This window comes from Floridaenema flaviceps BLCC-F50, assembly GCF_041929275.2.
GTDB lineage: Bacteria > Cyanobacteriota > Cyanobacteriia > Cyanobacteriales > Aerosakkonemataceae > Floridanema > Floridanema flaviceps.
The window spans coordinates 888,795-913,308 of the sequence record NZ_JBHFNR020000002.1 but is presented as its reverse complement, the minus strand read 5'-3'; the positions used below and the strand labels follow the sequence as shown (position 1 = coordinate 913,308).

Genomic DNA, 24,514 nt, shown 5'->3' with positions numbered 1-24,514 from the left:
CTCTAAAATTTCGCTTCTAGGTCAACCTTTAAAATTAACTCTGGCGACTCATTCACGGTTGTAAAGACAGATGACTAATGACCAATTAAATAAGCTATTCCTAACAAAAGCTTCTAAATTCGTCAATAATCTGAATATAGTTTTTAATTAGGTGGCGAAAATCAAAATTTTGTTTGGCATATTCTACAATTTCATGCCGATAAAATTTATTCTTTTCAATTAACTCCCCAATTGTATCGCAAACAATTTGTTGATTTTCTTCAGTAGCATTACTTAAAATATCATCTGGCAAAACTCGAATAAAATCTTTGTCGTGTAAGTTAGCACTAGCTGATTCAGAAACAACAACGCATAAACCTGCTGCCATTGCTTCGAGTACTACGAGTGGTGCAACTTCTCCATCACTAATTAGCACCAAACAGCTATAATTTGTGAGATTAGCATAAACTTGTGGTAGACTCCACATTCCTAAATGTTTTGTCGTCTTTCCTTCTTTAAAATCAGGATCGTCTAAAGGCCCAACAAAATCTAACTCTATCTTTCCATCGATCGTTTCTGCCAGTAATCTCTGCTGTTTTCTTGGTTGAATCCAACCTAAACAAACAGCTTTATTATTCCCTTTTTCTTTAAAATTCAACTTTTCAGTATCAATCCCGTTAGGTTGAACTTTGATATATCCAGAATATCCTTTATTTCTAAAAAACTCTTCTGTTGAACGAGAAGGAGTAATTATCCCAGGCACGCTTATGAAAGAGGCAAAAGCTTGTTTAAATTCTTCCTCCCATCTATCTTCTTTCAATAAGTAACCATAGTGGCAGGTTAAACAATATTTTTTTTGAAGTTTTTGATTAAACCTGTCTACAAAATTAATAGCGTGTGAATGGACGAAATCATAATTCCCCTCATTCAGGTATTTGATAGTTATGTCAGGATTTTTCTCATTAAAAAAATCAACGGTATGTCCCAGATTTTCTAAAAATTTTTTCGATTCACTCATCAAAGTATAAATAGAGTTTGATAATGGTGGTTCCGGCGCATAACCCCAACCAACAATAGCAATTTTCATCAAAAACCTCCCTTGGTAAAAAACTTCAAAGTTAAACAATATTCTCTTTTGATTTCTGATATAAACCAAAAATCAAAAGATAGAGGAACCCGATTTATCTGCGAAATAAATCTAAAATTTTCTCACAAATACTTTATCACAAAGCAGAGCAGTATCCCAAATTTGCAAAAAGAGGGGAAGTGGCTAAGAATATTCTTTCACCTTACCTTTTCTGCATTTTCCTTGTCCTGGCTTGGGTTGGTAGCCTAAATCACTAAAGGTTCGCAGGGAACAGTTAAGCGGATGGTTGAAATTTCGTAATTATTGTCGCCCCTGCGACTCAAGTCATGGGCTAAAAAATTATAGATTTAGTTGGTATCCCAAATTACTTCTATACGCTCTTGGGCTTTTTGTAAGGCTTTTTTGGGAGACTCACCTAACAATGCTGATTCAATGGCTCGACCAAGGCTTTCTGAGAGACGGGTATATCCAGCAATAATTGGTCGATTTCCCGCCCATTTCATTTGTTCTAAAAACACTTTTAACACAGGTTTTCGATCGAGAAATTTCTGATAAGCTTCACTTTGGGCAGATTTGATGTTAACTGGCAAAAAACCAGTTCCAATACTAAATTCAGTTTGAAATTGCTCGCTTAAAACATACTCTAAAAATTTCAGCGCTGCTTGCTCTCTTTCGGGCGTTGTTTTCATGACAAATACGTTTCCGGTGCTTCCGACTGTGGCTCTTTTTTTATCAACAGGTATGGGAAATACATCATAATCAACTTTACTTTTCATGATATAAGTCCAAGGCCCTGTCAACTGCATTGCCACACGCCCGTTAATAAAATTATCTTCCTCATAACCGCGATCTGGAAGAGAAAGTAAAGCCGATCGATCTTTGATAAAATCTTGCCAAAATTCTAAGGCAGCGATCGCTCCTGGATTAGTCAAATCAGGACGATTATTTTCTACTATTTCTCCTTTGGCACTCAGCAAAAAAGGAAACCAAGTAAAAACTGTCCATTCTCCCTTACCCAATGGTAATAACATTCCATACTGCTCAGGGCGCTTGTCACCATTGCGATCGATAGTTAATTTTTTGGCAACTTGTCGCAACTCTCCCCAAGTTTTAGGAACCTCAGTAATACCTGCTGCGGCAAATAGTTTTGGTCGGTAAAAAATGGCAACGTTACCACTATAATATGGCACCGACCAAAGATGTCCATCTAGCCACAATTCCTTAATTGTACTTGGGATAATTTCTGACTTTATTGGTAATTTATCTAGCCAATCTTCTAGCGATCGAATTGCTCCCAACTCTACAAACCGACCTGTAATTTGCGGATCGGATACAAGAAGATCTGGCGGAGCATTACCGACGACTGCTGTTAAAACTTTTGGCAATTGCTGTTCTGTTCCACCAACAAATATAGATTCAACTTGAATATCAGGATGTGTTTTATTGAATTTATCTACCAATTTTTCAAACACATCCCGATTAGCAGGAGGATTAATACCTTGCCATAGTGTCAAATGAACTATATTACTCTCTTTATTGACGGAATTTTGACAACTGGATAAAAATACTAGACACAAGCTGAGTAAAGTTCCTAAAATAAAAACTTTCTTTTTGACGGCTAGTGCTTGGATAAAAAAGATTACGTAATTCTGGAAGAAATGTTTTAAAATCATAAATATTATTTATCACACATCAAATTAATTCTCAAGTTTTCCGAGTCAAAATAAATAAATTTTATTGAAAAGTTCCTACTGATGAAGTATACTTAACAAAAGTTAAATCAATAATACAAGTAAATCTATTGTGGCTAGTCATATATTGATATCTAGTCTGGGAGAGCCATAAAATTATGCAAACATCAGCAGATAAATTATTGTTTATTTCTACTCCTGTTGGTGCGTTAGGTACAGGTATTGGAGGTGGTGTTGAACTGACACTATTTAACATTACCAAAGAGATGACGCGACGAGGATACAAGGTGGAAGTTATCGCACCACAGGGGTCTGTAATGCAGCCATTTATTGTGAAAGAAATTCCTGGGGAATTACAGATACCAGGACAAACACAAACCCGTACTAGCCCAATTACTATGCCAAAAAATTCTGTTTTGGCAAATATGTGGGAATATGCACGGCAAGTGCAAGCTGATTATGATTTAATTATGAATTTTGCTTATGATTGGCTTCCTTTTTATTTGACACCATTTTTTCATACTCCGATCGCTCATCTGATCAGTATGGGTTCTTTGACAGATGCAATGGATCAGATAATAGAACAGGTAGCAACTAAATTTCCAGGTACTATTGGCTTTCATACTCAAACACAAGCAGCGACTTTTGGGTTGAAACAGCAATGTACTTGTTTGCTAAATGGTATGGATTTATCTATTTATCAGTTTTGTAATCAACCAAGTCAAACCTTAGCTTGGGTAGGTAGAATAGCACCGGAAAAAGGATTAGAAGATGCTGTAGCGGCAGCAAAAATCACAGGTATTCCTTTAAAAATTTTTGGGATGAAACAGGATGAAAGTTACTGGCAGAAGATTTTTCAATACTACCCAGATACGTCGATAGAATACATGGGCTTTTTACCTACGATCGAGTTACAACAAGAATTAGGTAAATGTCTAGCTTTGTTAGTAACTCCCCGTTGGGTAGAAGCTTTTGGTAATGTTGCCATTGAAGCGTTAGCCTGTGGAGTGCCTTTAATTGCTTATCGGCGGGGTGGTTTGACAGAAATTGTCCAGGAGGGCAAAACTGGCTTTTTGGTAGAACCGGATAGTGTGCCAGGTTTGGTGGATGCTATTGGTCGGTTAAAGGAAATCGATCGCTATGCTTGTCGGCAACAAGCAGAAGCAACATATTCTTTGGAGGCGATGGGCGATCGCGTGGAAAAATGGTTTAAAGGTATTCTTAATAGATGATGCCAGATCTCAATCGCCTGGGTTTAATCTTGGGATTTACTGAGTTAAAAAATGGGAATAATTCTTTCTAGGGACAAGCTATGCGATCGCCCCTACCTGAAAAGCAAACTTTGCACTCTGCCCCTACTCACTGCCAAATCCTTGGGTAAAAATGCCTTCTTTTTCTGATTGAAAAATGTATTCATAATCAAACATCAAAGAATGAGGATGGCGAATTATGGAAAATCCAAAATCGCTAACAACTTCAGTAGAAAAAGTAAACATGACAAACTCAATTAGGCGCTTGTCTGGGATATTCGGTAATTGCACAAAGTAATCATGTTTTTCAAAGAAAACTTTTTCATGCTTGGGGACAATTACGCCATTCAATCTATGTGATTTTTGGATAGGTTTGATGATATGTTTAATAAAAGTTGCCGGAGATTTTTGCAAAGCTGTTAATCGTTCATGTTGCGCCCAACTCATTTGGAAAATCATTTTCAACAACTCAAATCCTAAGATGTAATTAAAAACGCTGTTTCGTTCTTTAGTACTTAGAACTAAACGTAAAGCTGATTCCAAATATAAATCAGGCTTGCGGCGTAAATCTTGAGAGGAATGAATAAAAGATTGGCGAACATATCTTTTGAGAAGTGCCTGATTAATTTCCGTGTTAATGTAAAATCTCCGCAAGTAACTTTCTAATAGCTGTTGTGCGTCTCGATCTTGTAACATTCGAGCAACTAAACCATCAGCGGTGTAATCATCTAAAAAGTCAGCTTGCACTTCTGGTGAAGCTGCACATAATAAATGACACAAAGACAAAACATAACGGCGTTGTTCCCAAGGTAAACTTTCAGCCCATTCTCTGGCAGGTGGGGGTAATTTTTCCAGCATACTTTTAGCAGTATTGGATTCAGCAATGTGAGTTGTTGGCGAGTTGAGTTCAGTCATAACCTGAAACTAGGGGTAGAAAAGAAGAACTTGAGCAAGAATTTTACTAAGGTGAAAAATGTTTAATTGAGCGCATCTCAAAAATTTACCAAACTAATCTCACTGCAAATTTCACCTTAGTTCTGTTCCATCTAACACTAGTATTCCCACATATCTTCCAATAAACCCACTCTTTTGTTTAACTATTTTTAACAATAAGTAGGCTAAAAACCCCAAAAGTCGGTGACATCGTATCCGAGTTGATCTAACATCTGACGCAGTAAAGGTAAGCTGAGTCCGATCACGTTGCTGTGACAACCGGAGATTTTTTCGATGAAAAGACCACCTTTACCTTCTAATGCAAAGCATCCTGCACATTTTAATGGTTCTCCAGTGGCAACATAAGCGGAAATTTGCCGATCGCTAACAGAAGCAAAATAAACCTCCGTTACCTGACAACGGACTAAGGTTTTACCCTGTTGTAAATCGATTAAAGCATGACCTGTTAACAACTCGCCAACTTTAGATCGCATTTTTTGCCAACGTGCGATCGCTTCCTCTGCATCAGCTGGTTTTCCGTAAATTTCCCCATTAATTGCCAAAACCGAATCACAACCTAATACTAACCCCTCGGTTTGTTGCGCTGCTACTGTTTGGGCCTTTCGCAACGCCAAAGTTTTCACTAATTCTCTAGGATCGCTAATATTTACCTGCGACTCATCAAAATCACTAGGTAAAACAATCGGTTCAATTCCCACATTTTGTAACAGGCGACGACGCGCCACAGAAGCCGAAGCTAAAATAAATTTTGGCATTTTGTTATTAGTCATTGGACATTTGTTATAAGTCATTTGTTATAGCAATATTTTTGCATCCGTTTCTATCTGTCTTCTACTTGTTGCTAGTCATTTGCCAAAAGTCAGGAATTCCTGACTTTTGACAAATGACCAATGACAAATGACTAATTTAATAAACTTGGAATGAATCAACAACTTGCTGGAACTGATTTTTTACATTCTTCCATCGCTTTTCTGTAGTTGAAGCATTAAAAGTGTAAAGTTTACCTTTACTAACAACTACACTAGCGAGATTATGTCGTTCTTGATTGGGCAATTTTACAGCATATTCCAAAAGGTAATAAGTTTTTCCGCTGCCTTCTCTTGCTTCTGCATTAACTAATTCTGCTTCTCTTCCCGATCCCGGAGGTGCGATCGCACTTTTGGATAATTTGTATCCTACCTCACCTGGACTTCCCAAGTCTTGAACAGTTTTACCTGATGCAACTGCACTAATTACCACGCTAACATTTTCTGTTTCTTCAATTAAATCATGAAACACCACATCAGGGCCATTTGCTACTTGCACCGGAATCCAACCATTAGGATATAAAAACTGGTATCCGTCGCTGGTATCAGTATAGCTTTTCAACCCGCCTGTAGGCGAAACGCAACCACTCAAGGTGACAGTCAGAACAATTAATAGTAGCGCTACAATTCGTTTTAGCATTTGTCACATTCCCTCGATCGATGTTGTAATTTTCTAGGCGGTTATATTTTCCCATTTATGGGACACTTTTTCGGAACTAAGAATTTTCGGAGAACAGGTAATGCTGACTACTAGCGAAATTAGATGGTTCGCTCGGGGTACAATACCACCAGCAATTGAAAATTGGTTTACTGCGGATGTATTGCGGGAAAACGATCGACCATTAGAACAGCGAGACGATTTGTATTTACTAATACCTGGATGTGAATTTTTGGGGGTGAAACTACGTCAAAATCGTTTAGAAACTAAGTTAAGAGTCACAGAATTAGGAATTTTGCAGTTCAGAAATAATGTAATAGGTGCCGCCGAAAAATGGCTGAAAACCACTTGTGAAGATCCGAAATTAGAGAGTTTAATTACTCCAGAGGTAGTTGCTAAAGGACAATGGGTGAAGGTGGAGAAAGCGCGATCGCAAATTCGCTATCTAGTCGCTGATGATTATAGTTTAACTCCAGCTTCCACAGAAGAAACTTCTCAAGAAGGTTGTAATGTAGAACTTACCCAATTAAGGGTTAATGATAATCCTTGGTGGAGTTTAGGTTTTGAAGCTTCGGGAACAGATGACAAGTTAATTTCTAATTTAGAGACTGTCGCTAAAAAACTTTTTCAAACCTTCCCCGAACCTCAATTAAAATTGGTAAATTCTTATGCTTATCCCAAGTGGTTATCCCTGTTTATTTAATTCTGTAAACCAGATCCCCGACTTCTTCAAGAAGTCGGGGATCTGCTGTGTACTTCACTTTTGCCAAAACCAATTTTCTTTAAGTTTTCTAATCTCTTGATTAGATATATCTTTGCCATCAGAACGGTAAATAAAACCTGTAATTCCTTGAGAAAAACGCGATCGATCTTGGCAAAAGAAAATCTCGATCGCCTTTCCCTGCTGTTTAACAACTATTTTTCGATTTGGACAACCAACCAAATAACGATATTTACAAGGAAGTTTAATTTCTGATTTTTGATTATTAGTTGTTTCTGTTAATAATTCTCCCCTTTTTACCATAGCAGCTACTTCCGCAAATGCCGGAAAATACTCATCAAAAGTTGCTAAACTCGGATTTGGCACATTCATTAATTGAATTGCTACCAGGGTAAATATGCTAATTGCCAAGGGAAATATAACTTTTTTACAATGCTGCTTTAACTCCCAAAAAGCATAAATAGGCCAGATAATCAACAAAGGTAAAAACAATAAATAATCGCTAACGCCTTGTTGTAAATAACTTAAAATAAAACCCATTAAAATGGCTATAAATAACATATAAAAAGCCACTTTAAATAAGACCTTAAAAAATAGACTAAACCGAACTGCTAATGATTTTTGTAAATTCACGTTAAATTTTATCGCCAAGTAGGGAGGCCAATAAAATAAAACCAATAAAAATAAAAAATTAACCCAAAATAAGCCGAAAAATTCCCCTAAACTACATTTAAACTTGCGAAAAATCAACTCCAAACAACTAACAATCAATACAATCAAAGCAACCCGCAAAACCAGAAAATTATTAGCGGAATTTCGCATATAATCGGAACACTAAATTTTTTGAACCACTCCAGGCACAGAGGACACAGAGAGCAGAAATAGAGAAATTTTCCCAGTCCCCAGTCCCCAGTCCCCAATCCCCAGTCCCCAGTTACTCAGCCATTAAACTAATCTTACGCGCCGTTCTGAGAATTTGTCCTGCCAAAATTGCTGCGCCGAAACCATTATCAATGTTGACCACGCCTACTCCCGCAGCACAAGAGTTCAACATTGTCAATAGCGGGGCAAGACCACCAAAACTTGCGCCATAACCAACGCTGGTGGGAACCGCAATCACCGGACAATCTGCCAAACCTGCCACCACGCTAGGCAAAGCGCCTTCCATTCCCGCAACCACGATTAAAACATTGGATTGGGCGATGACGTGGCGGTTACTCAGCAAACGGTGAATCCCTGCAACTCCCACATCCCAGAGACGCTGTACCTGAAAACCGGAAAGTTCGGCGGTTACTGCGGCTTCTTCTGCTACTGGCAAGTCAGCTGTTCCGGCGGAAAGAATGCCAATTGTCCCGGAATATTGAGCTTCTAAAGCAGCGGGAACGGTGGCACAAATTCGGGCATTTGGGTAGTAGTAAAGCTGAGGAATTTTTTCTTGGATTTCAGCATAAACTTCGGGAGTAATTCTTGTTGCCATTACTACCGGATTTTTTTGCCGCATCGCCTGAAAAATTTGGGCAATTTGATCGGGTGTTTTACCGGGTCCCCAAATCACTTCGGGAAACCCAGTTCGCAGTTGTCGATGATGATCGATTCTGGCAAAATCGCCCACTGATTCAAAGGCAAAATGCTTGAGTTTTTCCATTGCCATATCTGGGCTAACTCTACCATTTGCAACTTCTTCTAGTAGAGATTGTAATGCTTCGGGTTGAGTCATTCGATTTTAGATTTTGGATTTGGGATTTTCGATTGATTAGTTGCTCCAAAAACCCGGTTTCTCTTGCTAATTGGATGATTATCTGGAATTCGCCAATCCCAGAAACCGGGTTTTTAGCTGGTCTAATTTTCGGTTAATGGTAGTTCGTAAATGTTCCAGAATGCGCCGCCTAGTGCTGAGTATTTTATGCCTTTAATCCGATTTCGCACAGCTGCCAATGATAGCTGGTTAACCAAGTAAATTACGGGCACTTCTTCTTGGACAATATTCTGGAATTGAGCATAAATTTCTTTACGCTTAGTTTCGTCTAATTCTTGTGCTCCGGCAATCATTAAGCGATCGATCTCTTTTTCCCAATCAGAAACTACCCAACCATTTATCGGCGGTTCACCAGGCGTTGGCCCTTGGTTAAAGCTATGTAAGCCACCTGTGCTATTCCAAACATTAGCACCATCATTTGGTTCCACTCCTCCAGTTAATCCTAGTAAATAACATTCCCAATCTCTAGTATTAGAAAGTTTATCTACCAAGGTGCCAAAGTTAATCGGCGTAAAGTCAACTTGAATTCCAATTTTACTCAAATCTTGCTTGATTTGTGCGCCCATTGCTTCCCGGATTTTATTACCGCTATTCGTCATCAATGTGAAGCGGACACGATTACCATCCCAATCTAATAATTGCCCGTCTGCGTTATATTTGAATCCCGCTTTTAACAGCAATTCCTTAGCTTTGGCGGTATTATAATTATAAACTTTCAGCCCTTTTTCGGGAGATAGGTAATAGGGGCTTTGAACCGAAATAGGAGAATTCTGTGGTTTACCTAGTCCGCGAAAAGTATTGTTAATCATGGTTTGGCGATCGATCGCATAAGCCACCGCTTGCCGAAACTCCTTAGTATTAAACCACCGCGACTTAATGGGATTTACAATTGGCTGTCCCTTGCCATTTTTCGCCTTATTTAAGTTAAACGAAATAAAAGTTGTTCCCGAAGCAGGCCCACCATTATAAATTGTAAAGTTACCCCGTTTCTCTTCTCGCTTTACTAGAGAAAAGATGTCTGGTGATATAGCGATCGAATCCAAACTTCCCGAACGGAATTGCATTAAAGAAACATCCGTCGATTCTACAATTTGCCAAACCATTCTTTCAATATATGGCTGTTGTCTACCTTGGCTATCTTTCCGCCAAAAATAAGGATTTCGCTTAAAGATAATCCGCTGACTTGTGTCGTATCTTTCTAAAGCATAAGGCCCATTAACTACTATTTCATTAGGTGGAGTATTAACTCCCCAAGTTGTCAGAAATACAGGTTTACCATCTCGGTTTTTCTCATTAACATATTTTCTTAAAATATGTGCTGGTAATATCGGCACTCCAGTTACTCTTAAAAATGGGGCAAAAGGTTCAGGAACAGTAAATTCTACTCTAGACCCATCTAATTTTTTTACTGTTGGTAAAGCGCGATTTTTACCAATTCTCAATACATCTCTAGTATCAGTAGGAATTGCTTCATTCAAGTAGATTTCATTGTAAGTAAAAACTACATCATCTACCGTTAAAGGTTTACCATCCGACCATTTCAAATTCGGTTTAATAGTAAAAACTATTTTTTTCTTATCTTCCGAAATTGTCCAAGATTCAGCCAACGCTGGTTCAATTTTACCTGTTAAACCATTTTCCGTAACTAACCCCTCAAACATCACACTAGTAGGGCTAGGTGCTTCTTGAACCAAAGGCGGATTAAAAGTTTTCGGATCGCTAAGTAAGCTAGTAACAACTTGTGGAACTTGGGCAGTTGCACTTTTTATTTTTAAGGCGTTACAACTGGTAAGTGCGATCGCGCCCATGAACAACAACGCTAACAACAATACCGAAAACCTAATTCTTTTAATAGCCGAGTATTTCATCATTTATCTTCTCTAAAAATTAGCTAGGGAAATCTACCGTGACTGTAGCCAACCCAGAAAATTTTGGGTTCTGCTAAAATAATTTATACCTGCATCACGCAGAACTTGTTGAACTGCTGGTGTACCAAAATCTCTAGTGTTTCCACTTAGAAATACCTTAATTTCTGTTGGGTGCGAAGTTGCATGACTTAATATGGATTTGATAATCAAATTATCTACAATATCATCTTTAATCATCAAAGCCTCCGGTTGTGAAAGACTTATTTGTGATATTTCCTGAACTGTATTTACATTTAATGTAATCATTTCCGCTTTTCTCAACATTCGATCGACTGCTTCATTAAGGCGTTCCTGAATATCATTTAATCGATCTCTACTGCTAATTCTGACTTGTTCAAGGGAGGAAACTAAAGACTTTGCATGAATTGATGTTAGATCTCTTTTTGATTCATTGATTTGCTTCTCCAATTCTCTCTGAAATTGCTGGCTATACACTTTCTCTTTTTGCCATGTAGAAAGAACTTCAGCATAACAAATACTTGGCATAGCTAGACGGACTGTTTCTGGTGTACTTCTTAGCAATATACCTGCTTCAGCATCTTGTCCTTTAGCAATACTCATCAGAAAATTAGTTTCAAGATACAGTATCACTTTCCAGTACTACCTCAGATTTTGTTGTTCCATCTGCTAACAGTTGTAATAAACCAATTTTTTCTACTCTATCTGAAGCAGGTGGCTTTTCTGATTTCCAGTGATAAGCTAAATCTCTTAACCAGGCTTCCAGCAATGTTTCAAAATAGGGATCAAAAATTCGTTTATTAGCAAATTCAGGGTCATAGTGGCTAAGTATATCCGCAGTTTTGAGAGTCAGCAAAGGTTCCGCAACATTGGTACTTTCTCCTGGAAAAATATCAATTTCTGACAAATCAGCTAACATTAAAAAAGGGATCACTTTATTCAAATATTTACTGTACAATTTTAATTGAGAGAAGGCTTCCTGTTTTGCATGAGCTAAAGCTTTTACTTCAGCAATTAAAACCTCTTCTCCTTCATTATTGTAGGCAATAATATCGACCCATACTTTGCGAATAGATTTTGCGGTTTCCATTACCTTTCATCCTTTTAGCAAATCTCAAGTTTTACAGCAACTTAATCAGCTGCTACTAGCAAAGCTACAGAATAGGCACAAATTCCTTCTTCTCTTCCTTCTGGGCCTAATTTTTCGTTGGTAGTGGCTTTAATGCCAACTTGGTCAGGTTTCAATTCTAAAACAGCTGCTATGCGATCGCGCATTGCCGAAATATGCGGTTTCAATTTCGGGCGTTCCGCCACTATTACCGAGTCAATATTACTTACTCGCCAACCTTTTTCCCGGACAAGTCGATCGACCTGACTTAACAACATCAAACTATCAGCCCCGCCCATTTTGGATCGCTGGGCGGGAAATAATGACCGATATCACCCAAACTCAACGCCCCCAGCATCGCATCCATAATTGCGTGAGTCAGGACATCGGCATCGCTATGTCCCAATAACCCCAATTCATGAGAAATCTGGACACCTCCCAAAATCAAAGGTCGTCCAGATACTAATCGATGTATATCGTAACCGTTACCTATGCGAATGTTCATGCTATCTGCATCATGTTAGCGTACTCACTTAACATTTCATCATAAGTTAGGCTTTCTGTGTCAGATTGTGGAGTCCAAAGTAACTCAAAAATGGAAAGGTATTCTGGTGGAGTAGCCGCAATTTTTTCTAATGCTTGCTTCAAATCTTGAGTTGAGTAAACATCACCAAACATGGGGCGATCGTTTTCTGTGCCAATTAATAAAGTAACAACAATGTATGTTCCCGGTTCTTGATCTGGTTTAACATCTTGTTTAAGTTGGCGAACTTTCCCCTTAACATTAGACAAAGTTTCCGCACTAAATTTGGTGCGTTCTTCTATGGAAATCTGATTGAAGAGTTTTTCCGCTTCTGACCGACTCTTCACAGTTTTAGAACTAGCAGAAACGTGCGTCCAATTTTCAGGAGTTCGCAACAATGCTAACACCGATTCCTGCATTAATTCGGTTAATCCTTCAGGAGTGCTAGTATCAATTTGCAAGCTTAAATCTGTTAGTTGTTTCTGCACGACATGGGCTTGTGCTAATAACCCAATTTGAATTTTACTTACAGTAACAATATTATTGTCTAACTCTTTATTGCCAGTAGAAGGAGTTGTTATTTCCTCGACAGAACTGCTATTACTGCTAATTGCGTTTTTCAGGGCAAAGACGATCGCAAACGCCAAAATACCCAAAATCAAAATCAACACAATTATCGGCAACGGTGAATAATAATAACCGTAGCCCCCGCCATAATAACCCCCAGGCGCAACATACACATTTGTCGGACTTGTATAAGTAGGACTACTGCGATAACCTCCTGAATCATTATCAGAAAAACCTCGACTCGGAGCACTGCGGGAAGGCGAAGACCGATTAAAAGACCCCCCACCACTGCGCCCCCCACCACGTTTTGCTAATGCTTCCTGACCCACATTTAAGCTTACCTGTTTGTGTGTTGGCGTAAACTCAATGTTGACTGCATTAACTAGCAATAGGGAAAGGGCAGCTGTACACCAAAATTGCAACTTAGACTTGGTTTTCATATTTCAAATAAAGAACCTTTACTCCGATCTTAGTTCTTCCCTTTAGGTTGCCCTTTACCTCAGAGGCAATTTGCTTCCTTAATATTTCTTTATATAAACTTCCTTCCTTTTATAGATGCAATTGAAAACTTTTATGTTCTTATTTTCGATCGGTGGCTTCCCCGCCTGATTGTTCCAACCAAGTATTATATAAATCTGGACGGCGATCGCGAGTTCTTTCAATTTGCTGTTGTAGTCTCCAACGGGCAATCTGGGCATGATTTCCTGATAGTAATACATCTGGAACACGCCAACCGCGAAATTCTGGCGGGCGGGTGTATTGGGGATAATCTAACAAAATAGCTTCAAAACTTTCGGCTTTCAAAGATTCTTCTTTACCCACCGTTCCTGGTAGTAACCGTACTACACCATTAATTATCGTTAATGCTGGAATCTCTCCACAAGTTAAGATAAAATCCCCCAAAGATACCTCACGAGTTACTAAATTCAACACTCGTTCATCAACCCCTTCGTAATGACCACAAATAAGCACAAGTTGGTCATAATTTGTCGCCAATTCTTTTAATAATGGTTGATTGAGAGTTTCCCCTTGGGGAGTCATTAAAATTACATCTCGTTTTGGTAAACTTGGCAAAGATTCCACAGCAGCAAAGATCGGTTCTGGCTTCATTAACATTCCCACGCCACCACCGTAAGGTTCATCATCTACTCGTCGATGCTTATCTGTGGCATAATCTCTGGGATTCACCAGATTTACAGCAGCAATCTGTTTCGCTAAGGCTTTCCCCAACAACCCGGAACTCAGCGGGGAAGTAAAAAAATCGGGAAACAGGGTAACAACATCTATCCGCACAATTTTACAATTTAATCAGGAACAACTGTCTAGAGCAGGGTGGCAGAAATAACCTATCAGTTAAAAAAAGGAAAAAGCCGACTGTACAAGCCTTCTGCCTTGGAGCCTTGGAGCCTTCAGCCTTCTTGCACTAGTTTAGCTACAAAAGTTACCAAAATATAACAAGAATAATGTTAAAAATTTAGGACTCATTACCAATTCGTTTAATTTGCAGGCTGGCAAATTTTATATATCGATACTATCAGATTTTGACACTCACCGCCCTATAAGTGCGGTGATTCTCGCATCTACAGATACTCTCCACGAGGGAGAATATCCTTCATCGAGTTCAGGGTTGTGCCAATCAACCCATCCTCTAGACCGGATGAAACCATTGCAGTAGCATCTTTCTTTAAGTCTAGAGAACAAGAGAAACCATCCCATTGTGCTAGATTTCTCGAAGCGTTTAAATCAGCGTTGTGGTAGTGACCGTGAGGACAGTGAAAGTGATGCTTTTTCCTATCCCCAATAGTGCCACAAGTTGAACAAGATTTACTTGTGTATGGAGCCGGACGCTCGATCAGTTTCAATCCCTGAAGTGCCAACTTATAATCAAGTTTTTGCTCTAAAGAATAGTACGCCCAAGAATGCCTCGATTCCCCATTGTCAGAACGATTCTTTTTACTCTGCTTCATGGTGTTTCGACATCCTTCTAAATCTTCAATCACCACAATCTAAGTAAAGCCGTCCTTTTAGGACGGGGCTTTAGACCCAAAATTTTTGGTAAATATTGGCTAATTTCTCACAATGACGGACAAAAAAATTCATAAATGTTTAATAATAGGTTTTATAAACTACTATTATGTGTTAAAGATTACGATCGAGAGCGTTAACCATACTAGTACTGAATTCTGAGTAGGGAGTTACTTACTTTAGGATTGTTAGCTTTCTCATCATAATCGTGGGAGATGAGAAGGTGGAACTCAGGACAAAAATGAGGAGAACAAACATTTGTCAAGTATGGCTTAAAACTCAGGCTAACCGGAGAAGAGGAAACATAGAATGCTGCAATTAGAAGTTCAAGTACAGGAACAGAGAAAGCCCCAACCGATGAAAACAGCAGTGATGGTGATTGGTGGTGCTGAAGATAAAGTACATGGGAGAGAGATTCTCCACGCTTTCTTTAATCGTTCTGGGGGAGCAGATGCTCAAATAGCTATCATACCATCAGCGTCCCGTGAACCTGCAATTATTGGCGAAAGATACCGGGCGATATTTCAGGAGATGGGGGCGAAGCGGATCGAGTTGTTGGATATTCGCGATCGCGTCCAGTGCGAAGAACCCGCTTACCATGAATTCTTAGAAATGTGTACAGGTGTATTTATGACAGGCGGCGATCAGCTGAGATTATGCGGACTGCTGGCTGATACACCGTTTATGGAAAAATTACGCTTGGGAGTTTGGCAAGGTAGACTGACTTTAGCCGGAACTAGCGCAGGTGCAGCGGTAATGGGACACCACATGATCGCGGGTGGTGGAAGTGGCGAATGTCCCAACCGTTCTTTAGTAGATATGGCGACGGGTTTAGGTTTCTTACCAGAAGTAATTGTGGATCAACACTTCCACAATCGGAATCGCATGGCAAGATTAATGAGTGCTGTTTCCGCCCATCCCGATCGCTTAGGCATCGGTATTGATGAAGACACCTGTGCTTTATTTGAAGGAGACGGCATTATTCAAGTATTAGGAAAAGGTACAGTCACCATTGTTGATCCTTCAGAAATGTCTTATACCAATCAACCTTATGTCGGTGCTACCGATCCAATCAGTATTTATAATTTGAGGGTTCACATTCTCAGCTACGGCGATCGCTATGATATGCGTCAACGCAAAATAATTCCTTCTTTAGGTGAAGGATGTGTCTCCGATCAAACAGGAACATAAAATTAACCTACTGTTGTTCCTTTTACCTGTGGCTGAAAATGCTGAATCTGAGTGCTGGCTATTCTAGTCAACTAGTAGTATTTTTAACTTGGTTGCTTAAGCAATTTCCTTGACGCTACAAGGAAAAGCAAAAATGCTTCTAAAAAAAGGTTGCTAGTGAACAGTTTAGTGGTGCCTCTGAATTTGAAACTAGATAATTGTGTTTACTGCTGTCCTGCTGCTCAATGACTCTCGGATACTGCCATGAAAATTCTTAAAATCCAGACGTTACGCGGTCCTAACTACTGGAGCATTCGACGACATAAACTTATCGTGATGCGTCTCGATTTGGAAGAACTTGCCGATCGCCCATCGAACGAAATACCAGGTTTTTATGAGGGATTGGTTCAAGTTTTGCCTAGCTTAGTAGAGCATTTTTGTTCCCCAGGGTGTCGTGGTGGTTTCTTGAGTAGAGTCAAAGAAGGCACGCTGATGGGACACATCATCGAACACATCGCCCTGGAACTACAGATATTAGCCGGGGTCGAAGTGGGATTTGGTCGCACTCGTGAAACGCCTGAACGTGGGATATATCACGTCGTAGTCGAATACAAAGACGAACAAGCTGGTCGCTATGCAGTGCGGGCAGCGGTCAGGCTGTGCCAAAGCATCATCGACACAGGTAGTTATGCCCAGGCAGAATTAGAGCAAGATTTACAAGACCTGAAAGAAATGGCAGCGGATGCTGCTTTAGGGCCTAGTACAGAAACTATTGTTAAAGAAGCAGAAGCACGGGGAATTCCTTGGACACCTTTGAGTGCTCGTGCTTTGGTGCAATTCGGTCAAGGGGTATATCAAAAGCGAATTCAGGCAACTTTATCTTCGCAAACGGGAATTTTAGGTGTAGAACTAGCTTCAGATAAAGAAAGTACCAAACAAATTTTACGGGAAGCGGGAGTGCCTGTTCCCAGAGGAACTGTAATCAATTTCTTGGATGAATTGGAAGATGCGATCGCAGATGTGGGCGGCTACCCAATTGTAATTAAGCCCTTGGATGGGAATCACGGGCGCGGCATTACAATTAACATTACGACTTGGCAAGAAGCCGAAGAAGCTTACGATGCGGCAAAACAAGTTTCTAAATCCGTGATTGTGGAACGCTACTATCAAGGGCGGGATCACCGGATTTTAGTTGTCAATGGCAAAGTTGTTGCCGTCGCGGAAAGAATCCCCGCCCATGTAGTCGGAGATGGAAAATCAACTATTCAAGAATTGATTGATGAGACTAATCGCGATCCAAATCGGGGTGTGGGACATGATAATGTGCTGACGCGGATTGAACTCGATCGCACTTCCTGGCAATTGTTAGAAAAACAAGGTTATACCCTGGAAACAGTCTTGCCAAAAGATGAAATTTGTTATCTCCGGGCAACAGCTAACCTGAGTACTGGGGGGATTGCGGTCGATCGTACTGACGAAATTCACAAAGAAAACGTTTGGATCGCCCAAAGAGTAGCGAAAATTATCGGCTTGGATATTGCCGGAATCGATGTAGTTACAGCTGATATCACCCGTCCGTTAAAAGAAATGGATGGGGTAATTGTGGAAGTGAACGCCGCACCCGGATTTAGAATGCACGCTGCCCCTAGTCGGGGAATTGCGCGAAATGTGGGCGGCGCGGTAATTGATATGCTATACCCCCCAGGCACACCTTCCCGGATTCCCATTTTGGCGGTTACAGGCACTAACGGCAAAACTACAACTACTCGCTTGTTAGCCCATATTTACCGCCAAACAGGTGTGGTGGTAGGTTACACGACGACTGATGGCACTTACATCGGGGAATTTTTGGTCGAAAAAGGTGATAACACAGGCCCCCAAAGTGCTCAATTGATTTTACAAGACCCAACTGTAGAAGTAGCGGTGTTGGAAGCTGCTAGGGGTGGGATTTTGCGATCGGGATTAGGATTTGATGCCTCTGATGTGGGTGTTATCCTCAATGTCGCTGCCGATCACTTGGGCATTGCAGATATTGACACGGTAGAAAAATTAGCTCACGTTAAAAGTGTAGTAGCGGAAGCGATTCACCCCAATGGTTATGCAGTCCTCAATGCTGACGATCCGTTAGTTTCCGCAATGACGCAACGGACAAAGGCACAGGTAGCTTACTTCTCCATGAATCCCGAATCCCAGTTAATTAAAGAACATACTCGTTCAGGGGGAATTGCCGCAGTTTATGAAAACGGCTATATTTCGATTTTGAAGGGAGATTGGACGATTCGGATCGAACAGGCAGTTAACGTGCCTTTGACAATGGGCGGCAGAGCACCGTTTATGATTGCTAATGCTTTAGCCGCTAGTTTAGCTGCTTTTGTCCAGGGAGTAGATGTGGACGTGATTCGATCGGCAATTAAAACCTTCCGCGCTTCCAGCAATCAAACGCCCGGTAGAATGAACTTGTTTAACTTGGGCAAGTATCATGCTTTAATTGACTATGCCCATAACCCCCACAGTTACGAAGCTTTAAGCGGTTTCGTTCGCAGTTGGCCCGGTGAAAGAATTGGGGTAGTGGGTGGCCCTGGCGATCGACGCGATGAAGATTTTGTGCAGTTAGGGAAGTTAGCGGCGCAAATGTTCGATCGGATCATCGTCAAAGAAGATGATGATAACAGAGGCAGAGAAAGAGGCGATGGTGCCAGATTAATTATCGAAGGCATCAAACAAGCTAAACCAGACTTCAATTACGAAACAATTCTCGACGAAACAAAAGCGATTAATACCGCTTTAGACAGTGCCACTGTCAACAGCTTGGTAGTAATTTTGCCCGAAAGTGTAAGTCGTGCTGTCAGCTTAATTGAAGCCCGCAATCCCATCCCCGACGCAGTACAACAATCGCCAATGGTAGAATCTACCAATGCCGTTACTTCGTCAGTAGGGAATTAGAACCAGGGAACAGGGAACAGGGAACAGGTAAAAATTTAATTCTCCCCTTGTCCCCTTGTCCCCTTGTCCCCTTGTCCCCCTGTCTCCTGCCCCTCTGCTTCCTCCTCGGTTTTGTTCAATTCATTCTTGAAACCTTTTAAAGTTTTACCCAAAGCACTGCCCATTTCGGGGATTTTCTTAGGGCCGAAAATTAGTAGAGCGACTACAGCAATAATGCCAATTTCTGGTAATCCTAATCCAAACATTTGCACCTCCTGGGAAGTAGATTTACTGAGATAAGAACACCTTGAGGCAGAGCCTCTGTTTTTCGTTACCAGGTTCAACCTGGTAACGAGACGAAAGGAGGTTCTACCTCCATACTCTGCAAGATCTGAGTTTACTAATAGTGTATCTGATTAGGAGCGTTAGAAATTTTTGGGGAACGCAGATGAAAGCAGATTAACGCAGATAAACGCAGATGTAAGCGCAAGTTTGTTGTGGGGACTTCAGTCCTTCCCTTCCCTGCAAAAAACTACTAATGTCAAATTTCGGTTACTCTCTTTCTCTTCTTTCTTCTTATATTAAGAAGCAAAACTACCTGTACAAGTCTTGAATTCTTAACTTTAATTACAGTTTATACCAGATGGTAGATAAGTCGGCTATGCTGAAGTCGATTTTCCATAAGCTCTTGATTAGGTTCAAATAAGTCTATTATGAATATTCCGGCTATTGTCGATATTATAATCGGGTTAATTTTTATCTACCTAATTCTGAGCCTATTGGCTTCCGAAATTCAAGAATTAATTTCTACATTGTTGCAATGGCGAGCGCAACACTTAAGACAGTCAATTATTAATTTGCTAGCAGGTGATACAATCACCGATCAAAATATAGAGGCAGCCAAACGACTGACAAAGGATTTATATAATCATCCTCTTCTTAACGATATAAATCAAGAGGCAAGAGGATTATTTGCCACACTATTTCGCAAAATTACTTGGTTTTTTTCATGGATCTATCAAATAGTAACTGGTAGAGAAGAAGGAGTGTTTGGCAATAAAGTTAGTGCGCCGTCATATATTCCGGCAGAAACTTTTGCAACTGCTTTCATTGAAAGACTAGGAATTGCTAAACTGGTTGAGCCGCTGATTGAGGCAAAGTTCGATCGCTTTAAAAATTCGCTGATTGAAAATATCAGTACTATTCTTGACAGCGAAGCAAACATTCCGAACTTCCAAAAGCTTAAAGGAGACTTACAAACAATATATCTCCAGTTTACCAATCGTGATATTACCTTGATCGCAGCAATAGATCAAATGTCGCTAGGAATCGATCGGGTTATTAATCAATTAGGAGATGGAGAAGCAAAAACTAAACTAACTACTTGGAAAAAAGGTTTTTTTGGCAGACAGAATGAACTGGCGATCGTCAATGGTGGTTTGAAGCCTACAGTTGAAGAAGTTGCCAGCTTGGTCAATCAAAATAGTAGAACATACCAAGCTTATCAGGATACATTTATAAAATATTATCAACAAAGATATCAAAATGTTGTTAAGGAATTGGAGAATTTTCTAGTACTGTTAGATGCAAGTATTCAGATAATTATTAACGATAAAAACCCAAATTTTAGGACAAAAAGCGATATTTTGGCATCGCCAGAATATAAAAGAATTCTGGCAGATAATTCAAGTAAATCAAAGATTAGATTAAATATGCCTTTGTCTAATATATATGAGGAGATCGTCAAGATTATCGATAATAAAATCAAAGGCAATTTAAGGGCTAAAGATAATTTAGAGGCTTTTAAGCAAGGTTTTAGTGAAGAAGGACGAAAATTACTTAGATCCAAGCTCTGGAAATTGAAACGGAAAGAAACATTTTCAATTGGTCTTTTAGTAGGCTTTTTAATTGTTACTTTGCTGGCTATTTTTCCTTTAGCACCGCTATTTATTACTATTGAGGGAGGAATATTTTTTATTATACTGATGATTGTTATTTTTGCTGTATATTTACGGCTTAATCAAGATCGTAGTCCCTATAATTCAAACGAGCAAGAAACTCTTTCAAATTTAGTTGATGTATTTTTCTCACCCGCTCTTAACATTGAAAATAGTGGAAATCCTAACACAGGTAATGATGGAGAAGCCTTTACAAAGTTTATAAAGGAATTTACGCAGAAAATTGGAGAACTGAGACAACATCCTGATAAACTTGAATGGGAGTTGAGTAGACTGGGACAGAGTTTTCGGCAATACTACCGATCTTTAGTAATTAATAATGCAGATATTGATTTGCCGTTTATTCCTAGTTCTGTGAAACAGAGTATTGCTACATTGGTTAGCCGAGCAAAAACGAAAATCGATCGCACTGAAAATGAAGTTAATCAGCTAACAAAAGAAGTTGAAATTTGGTTCGATCGATCGATGGAGCGTTCATCAGGAGTTTATAAGCGCAATGCTAAAGGAATTAGCTTATTAATCGGCTTTGGATTAGCCGTTGTGACAAATTCTAACTCAATTTACATTGCAAATCGTCTGGCATACGACGAAGAATTACGACAAGCAGTAGTACAGAGAGCAGACAAGCTTATTTCAGAAAATGGCAAAAAAGAAGTTTCTGAAATTCTAAATGAACAACTTAAATTGCCGCTCGGTTGGAATCCGCGTGTGTTAGACAGACAGTTTAATTGTAATAGTCGGTTTCCAAAAGATGCTAGTGATAATGATTGGAATACAGTATTCAATAAATGTATCAGAAATAGTAAAAAGCCATCAAATTATTTTGCTCCCACTGCCATTTTAGTCATGATTGTGACTTCAGGCAAATGGTTAGTAGGGCTTTCGTTTTTAGTCGGATGGTTTGTTACAGCTATAGCAATTTCAATGGGGGCTTCGTTCTGGTTTGATTTACTAAATAAGCTGGTAAATGTGCGAAACACGGGCAGAAAACCGCCCTCTTCAGCAAATCAAACCTCTGTGAATTCTGAAGAAAGTTCTTAAGTTTGTTGTAAGGACTTTAGTCCTTCCTTTGTCTCAAGAAAACGACTGAAGTCGTTACAACAAACTGTTCAATCAGATGGCAATTTTTTAGTTTGAATTGGTAAATTTAACCAATCGCTGATTTCAGCAGCAAACCATTCGATTTCCGGTGGAGTTAACCCATGCCCAAATTGATATTCTTGCATTCCTGCCCAAATAGCGATCGCGCAAAGATTACCTTCAGCTAAGTATACTAATTCTAATTTGTTGATTTCTTCTCTGGGCATAGAACGAGGATTAAATTTAAAACTAAATAAGGTAGAAATTCCGGGACGAAATTTTAATTTTAACCCAAACAACTTGTAAATTAAAGAAATTTCTTGTTGATTTAAATGAAAGACAGATTTACCAAATAAACTAAAAATTATTTCTAATATCATGCCAATACCAACGCCCCAAAAAGGTAATGAAAATAATATAAAGAAAAGATTCATGCCGAAGGGCGCAGCGAAAAGGACTGTAATTGTCCATAAAAATACGCCGGAATTCCAAGCGATCGCAAACCAACTAAAAAATAAAATATGCGGTTGCAACCCTGCGGAAATGTTAATTTCTAAAAAGTCAGCTTTTTTATTCAGAATAACTTTGCTACCTGAAGGCTTTTTCGGAACTACAGAAATAGCATTTTCTAAAGGGTTTTCTAAAGCTTTCAACGCAGCTTCCGCAGAACTTAACCGACGATTTAAACTCGGTTCTGTCAGCAATTTTAACCAACGAGAAAAGCCCGGACTAATATTAGTAAATTGCTCAAATTCAAGTCTTAAATCTGTTTGGGGTAAATCTGCCGGATGAGTACCTGTAACTAAATAAATTAAAGTCGCCCCTAAACTGTACAAGTCAGAAGCGGGAACTGCCCTACCACCAAATTGTTCTGGTGGCATATACCCGTAAGTTCCTACTACTGTAATTGTCCCAGATTCTCTAGCGGCGAGAGTTTGTACTGAACCAAAATCTACTAAATAAACTTCACCTTTACCACCTGTAGAACTATTAGTCAAAAGAATGTTACTTGGCTTAATATCTCGGTGAATTATTGGCGGTTGATGTTGATGTAAATAAGTAAGAATTCCTAAAATATCTTTGGCAATTTCCTTAACTTCGCTTTCGGTAAAAGTTCTGCCAGCTTTCAGGTGTTCTTCCAAGGAATTAGCAGCAATATAACTTTGGACTAAGGCAAATCCCTTGTTATTCGGTGAGTTTACCTCAAAATAATTTAAATATCGGGGAATGGCTGGATGGGAAAGGCTTTTTAAGGTTGTTGCTTCCCGTTCAAATAGCTTGAAATCTTCCCATTCCAAATCATTACCGAAAGTTAGTAGCTTAATTACCACTAATTCTTGAGTTTGATTATCCCACGCTAGTAAAGTCCTCCGTCCGGCTTTTTTCCCTAGTTGTTGGCGAATTTCGTAACGTTCTTCCCACACAGTATCGAACATTATTTTTCTTCCACTATTGTCTCTTTTCGTTCTATTGTGGAGCAAGGTTTAATTGTTGAACTTTTTATTAACCGAATAATGTTACACACTGTAAAATCTTCCTTGCGGGAACAACAACACCCTTTAATTCGCCAACTTGCTGATTGTATTGAGTCTACTTGGGAACAATACTTACAATTGGAACCATATCACCTCCCAGAAGATTTGGGATATGTGGAAGGGCGACTGGAGGGGGAAAAATTGACGATCGAAAATCGTTGCTACCAAACTCCCCAATTTCGCAAAATGCACTTAGAATTGGCGAAAGTGGGTGCTTCTTTAGACATTTTACATTGCGTGATGTTTCCCCGTCCCGAATATGCTTTACCGATGTTTGGGACAGACTTAGTTGGCGGTAGGGGAAATATTAGCGCTGCGATCGTCGATCTCTCTTCAACTAACCCCGATCTGACTTTACCAGAAAACTACACAAATGCTCTTTCTGCTTTGCCTGCGATCGACTTTTCCCAACCGCGAGATTTACCAGAATGGGGCGATATTTTCTCAGAATTTTGTTTATTTATTCGTCCGGGAAATCCAGAGGAAGAAACGCAGTTTTTAACTAGAGTTCGCGACTTTTTAACAATTCACTCTCAGCAAGCAAGCATTGCCCAACCTGTTGACGAACAACGCCGCGAGGAAATTTTAACAGGTCAACGTTATTACTGCACTAAACAACAAAAGAATGATAAAACCCGCAGAGTTTTAGAAAAAGCTTTTGGGAATGAATGGGCAGAACGTTATATGACTACTGTTTTGTTTGATTTTGTTTAATTAGACAAATGTAAATAAAGTGAAAACTCTCGTCAGGCAGGATGCCTGCCCCACAAGAAAGCAATAAATCTTGTGGGGTGGGCATCTTGCCTGCCCCACAATTTCTGCCTTTCTGATGATGCTT

The 24,514-nt window shown here is 39.6% G+C and carries 21 protein-coding genes and 1 pseudogene; 6 read left to right on the top strand and 16 right to left on the bottom strand.

The window, feature by feature from the left end; genetic code table 11:
* Positions 1-100: 100 nt before the first annotated feature.
* Positions 101-1,066, bottom strand: a complete 966-nt coding sequence (locus tag ACE1CI_RS24195; protein WP_413267328.1) for a glycosyltransferase family 4 protein — start codon at positions 1,064-1,066, stop codon at positions 101-103.
* A gap of 347 nt (positions 1,067-1,413) precedes the next feature.
* Entirely contained in the window at positions 1,414-2,739 is a 1,326-nt protein-coding gene (locus ACE1CI_RS24190; protein WP_413267327.1) for an ABC transporter substrate-binding protein, read from the bottom strand.
* 176 nt (positions 2,740-2,915) lie between these two features.
* On the opposite strand from ACE1CI_RS24190, the gene ACE1CI_RS24185 reads away from it, so the two are divergent.
* Positions 2,916-3,989 (top strand): glycosyltransferase family 4 protein, encoded by a 1,074-nt coding sequence (locus ACE1CI_RS24185; RefSeq protein WP_413267326.1) that lies wholly within the window; start codon positions 2,916-2,918, stop codon positions 3,987-3,989.
* Positions 3,990-4,112: 123 nt separating this feature from the next.
* Here the strand turns inward: ACE1CI_RS24185 and ACE1CI_RS24180 are convergent, their stop codons facing one another.
* The 3 genes from ACE1CI_RS24180 to psbP all read right to left on the bottom strand — a co-directional run bounded on the left by ACE1CI_RS24180 (position 4,113) and on the right by psbP (position 6,407).
* Positions 4,113-4,922, bottom strand: coding sequence for a cobyrinic acid a,c-diamide synthase (locus ACE1CI_RS24180; protein ID WP_413267325.1), 810 nt, complete (start codon positions 4,920-4,922; stop codon positions 4,113-4,115).
* Positions 4,923-5,125: 203 nt separating this feature from the next.
* Positions 5,126-5,731 (bottom strand): Maf family protein, encoded by a 606-nt coding sequence (locus ACE1CI_RS24175; RefSeq protein WP_413267324.1) that lies wholly within the window; start codon positions 5,729-5,731, stop codon positions 5,126-5,128.
* Between the two features lie 136 nt (positions 5,732-5,867).
* Positions 5,868-6,407, bottom strand: coding sequence for a photosystem II reaction center PsbP (psbP, locus tag ACE1CI_RS24170; RefSeq protein ID WP_413267323.1), 540 nt, complete (start codon positions 6,405-6,407; stop codon positions 5,868-5,870).
* Positions 6,408-6,507: 100 nt separating this feature from the next.
* Here psbP and ACE1CI_RS24165 point away from each other — a divergent pair, with 100 nt between their 5' ends.
* Positions 6,508-7,128, top strand: coding sequence for a hypothetical protein (locus ACE1CI_RS24165; RefSeq protein ID WP_413267322.1), 621 nt, complete (start codon positions 6,508-6,510; stop codon positions 7,126-7,128).
* Positions 7,129-7,182: 54 nt separating this feature from the next.
* Here ACE1CI_RS24165 and ACE1CI_RS24160 read toward each other — a convergent pair whose 3' ends face one another.
* From ACE1CI_RS24160 to ACE1CI_RS24120, 9 genes and pseudogenes are all read right to left on the bottom strand, one after another.
* A complete protein-coding gene (locus ACE1CI_RS24160) occupies positions 7,183-7,707 on the bottom strand; it encodes a hypothetical protein (RefSeq protein WP_413267321.1) in 525 nt (174 codons plus the stop codon).
* A gap of 373 nt (positions 7,708-8,080) precedes the next feature.
* Positions 8,081-8,863, bottom strand: a complete 783-nt coding sequence (gene larB, locus ACE1CI_RS24155; RefSeq protein ID WP_413267320.1) for a nickel pincer cofactor biosynthesis protein LarB — start codon at positions 8,861-8,863, stop codon at positions 8,081-8,083.
* Positions 8,864-8,985: 122 nt separating this feature from the next.
* Positions 8,986-10,770, bottom strand: coding sequence for an ABC transporter substrate-binding protein (locus ACE1CI_RS24150; RefSeq protein ID WP_459564146.1), 1,785 nt, complete (start codon positions 10,768-10,770; stop codon positions 8,986-8,988).
* A gap of 33 nt (positions 10,771-10,803) precedes the next feature.
* On the bottom strand, positions 10,804-11,391 hold the full coding sequence (locus ACE1CI_RS24145) for a PIN domain-containing protein (RefSeq protein WP_413267318.1): 588 nt from the start codon (positions 11,389-11,391) through the stop codon (positions 10,804-10,806).
* A 13-nt stretch (positions 11,392-11,404) separates the two neighbouring features.
* Positions 11,405-11,878: a hypothetical protein gene (locus ACE1CI_RS24140; RefSeq protein WP_413267317.1), complete on the bottom strand. Its 474-nt coding sequence runs from the start codon at positions 11,876-11,878 to the stop codon at positions 11,405-11,407.
* Positions 11,879-11,919: 41 nt separating this feature from the next.
* Positions 11,920-12,401, bottom strand: a pseudogene (gene ispF / locus ACE1CI_RS24135) (2-C-methyl-D-erythritol 2,4-cyclodiphosphate synthase).
* Positions 12,398-13,426, bottom strand: coding sequence for a DUF1517 domain-containing protein (locus ACE1CI_RS24130; protein WP_413267315.1), 1,029 nt, complete (start codon positions 13,424-13,426; stop codon positions 12,398-12,400). Before ACE1CI_RS24130 ends, ispF begins: the two are co-directional and overlap by 4 nt.
* A gap of 139 nt (positions 13,427-13,565) precedes the next feature.
* A complete protein-coding gene (gene trmD / locus ACE1CI_RS24125; RefSeq protein WP_413267314.1) occupies positions 13,566-14,279 on the bottom strand; it encodes a tRNA (guanosine(37)-N1)-methyltransferase TrmD in 714 nt (237 codons plus the stop codon).
* 287 nt (positions 14,280-14,566) lie between these two features.
* Positions 14,567-14,989 (bottom strand): zinc ribbon domain-containing protein, encoded by a 423-nt coding sequence (locus tag ACE1CI_RS24120; protein WP_496615765.1) that lies wholly within the window; start codon positions 14,987-14,989, stop codon positions 14,567-14,569.
* Positions 14,990-15,320: 331 nt separating this feature from the next.
* Between ACE1CI_RS24120 and ACE1CI_RS24115 the strand changes: the two genes are divergently transcribed.
* Together ACE1CI_RS24115 and cphA are read left to right on the top strand one after the other, a co-directional pair.
* Complete coding sequence (locus ACE1CI_RS24115) at positions 15,321-16,202, top strand: cyanophycinase (RefSeq protein ID WP_413267312.1); 882 nt, start codon at positions 15,321-15,323, stop codon at positions 16,200-16,202.
* A gap of 243 nt (positions 16,203-16,445) precedes the next feature.
* Positions 16,446-19,124, top strand: coding sequence for a cyanophycin synthetase (gene cphA / locus ACE1CI_RS24110; RefSeq protein ID WP_413267311.1), 2,679 nt, complete (start codon positions 16,446-16,448; stop codon positions 19,122-19,124).
* A 35-nt stretch (positions 19,125-19,159) separates the two neighbouring features.
* Here the strand turns inward: cphA and tatA are convergent, their stop codons facing one another.
* A complete protein-coding gene (gene tatA / locus ACE1CI_RS24105; RefSeq protein ID WP_413267310.1) occupies positions 19,160-19,369 on the bottom strand; it encodes a twin-arginine translocase TatA/TatE family subunit in 210 nt (69 codons plus the stop codon).
* A gap of 591 nt (positions 19,370-19,960) precedes the next feature.
* On the opposite strand from tatA, the gene ACE1CI_RS24100 reads away from it, so the two are divergent.
* Complete coding sequence (locus tag ACE1CI_RS24100; RefSeq protein WP_496615764.1) at positions 19,961-22,102, top strand: hypothetical protein; 2,142 nt, start codon at positions 19,961-19,963, stop codon at positions 22,100-22,102.
* 68 nt (positions 22,103-22,170) lie between these two features.
* Here the strand turns inward: ACE1CI_RS24100 and ACE1CI_RS24095 are convergent, their stop codons facing one another.
* Entirely contained in the window at positions 22,171-23,577 is a 1,407-nt protein-coding gene (locus ACE1CI_RS24095; protein ID WP_496615763.1) for a protein kinase domain-containing protein, read from the bottom strand.
* Between the two features lie 78 nt (positions 23,578-23,655).
* Between ACE1CI_RS24095 and ACE1CI_RS24090 the strand changes: the two genes are divergently transcribed.
* Positions 23,656-24,390, top strand: coding sequence for a phycocyanobilin:ferredoxin oxidoreductase (locus ACE1CI_RS24090; protein WP_413267307.1), 735 nt, complete (start codon positions 23,656-23,658; stop codon positions 24,388-24,390).
* Positions 24,391-24,514: the final 124 nt, after the last annotated feature.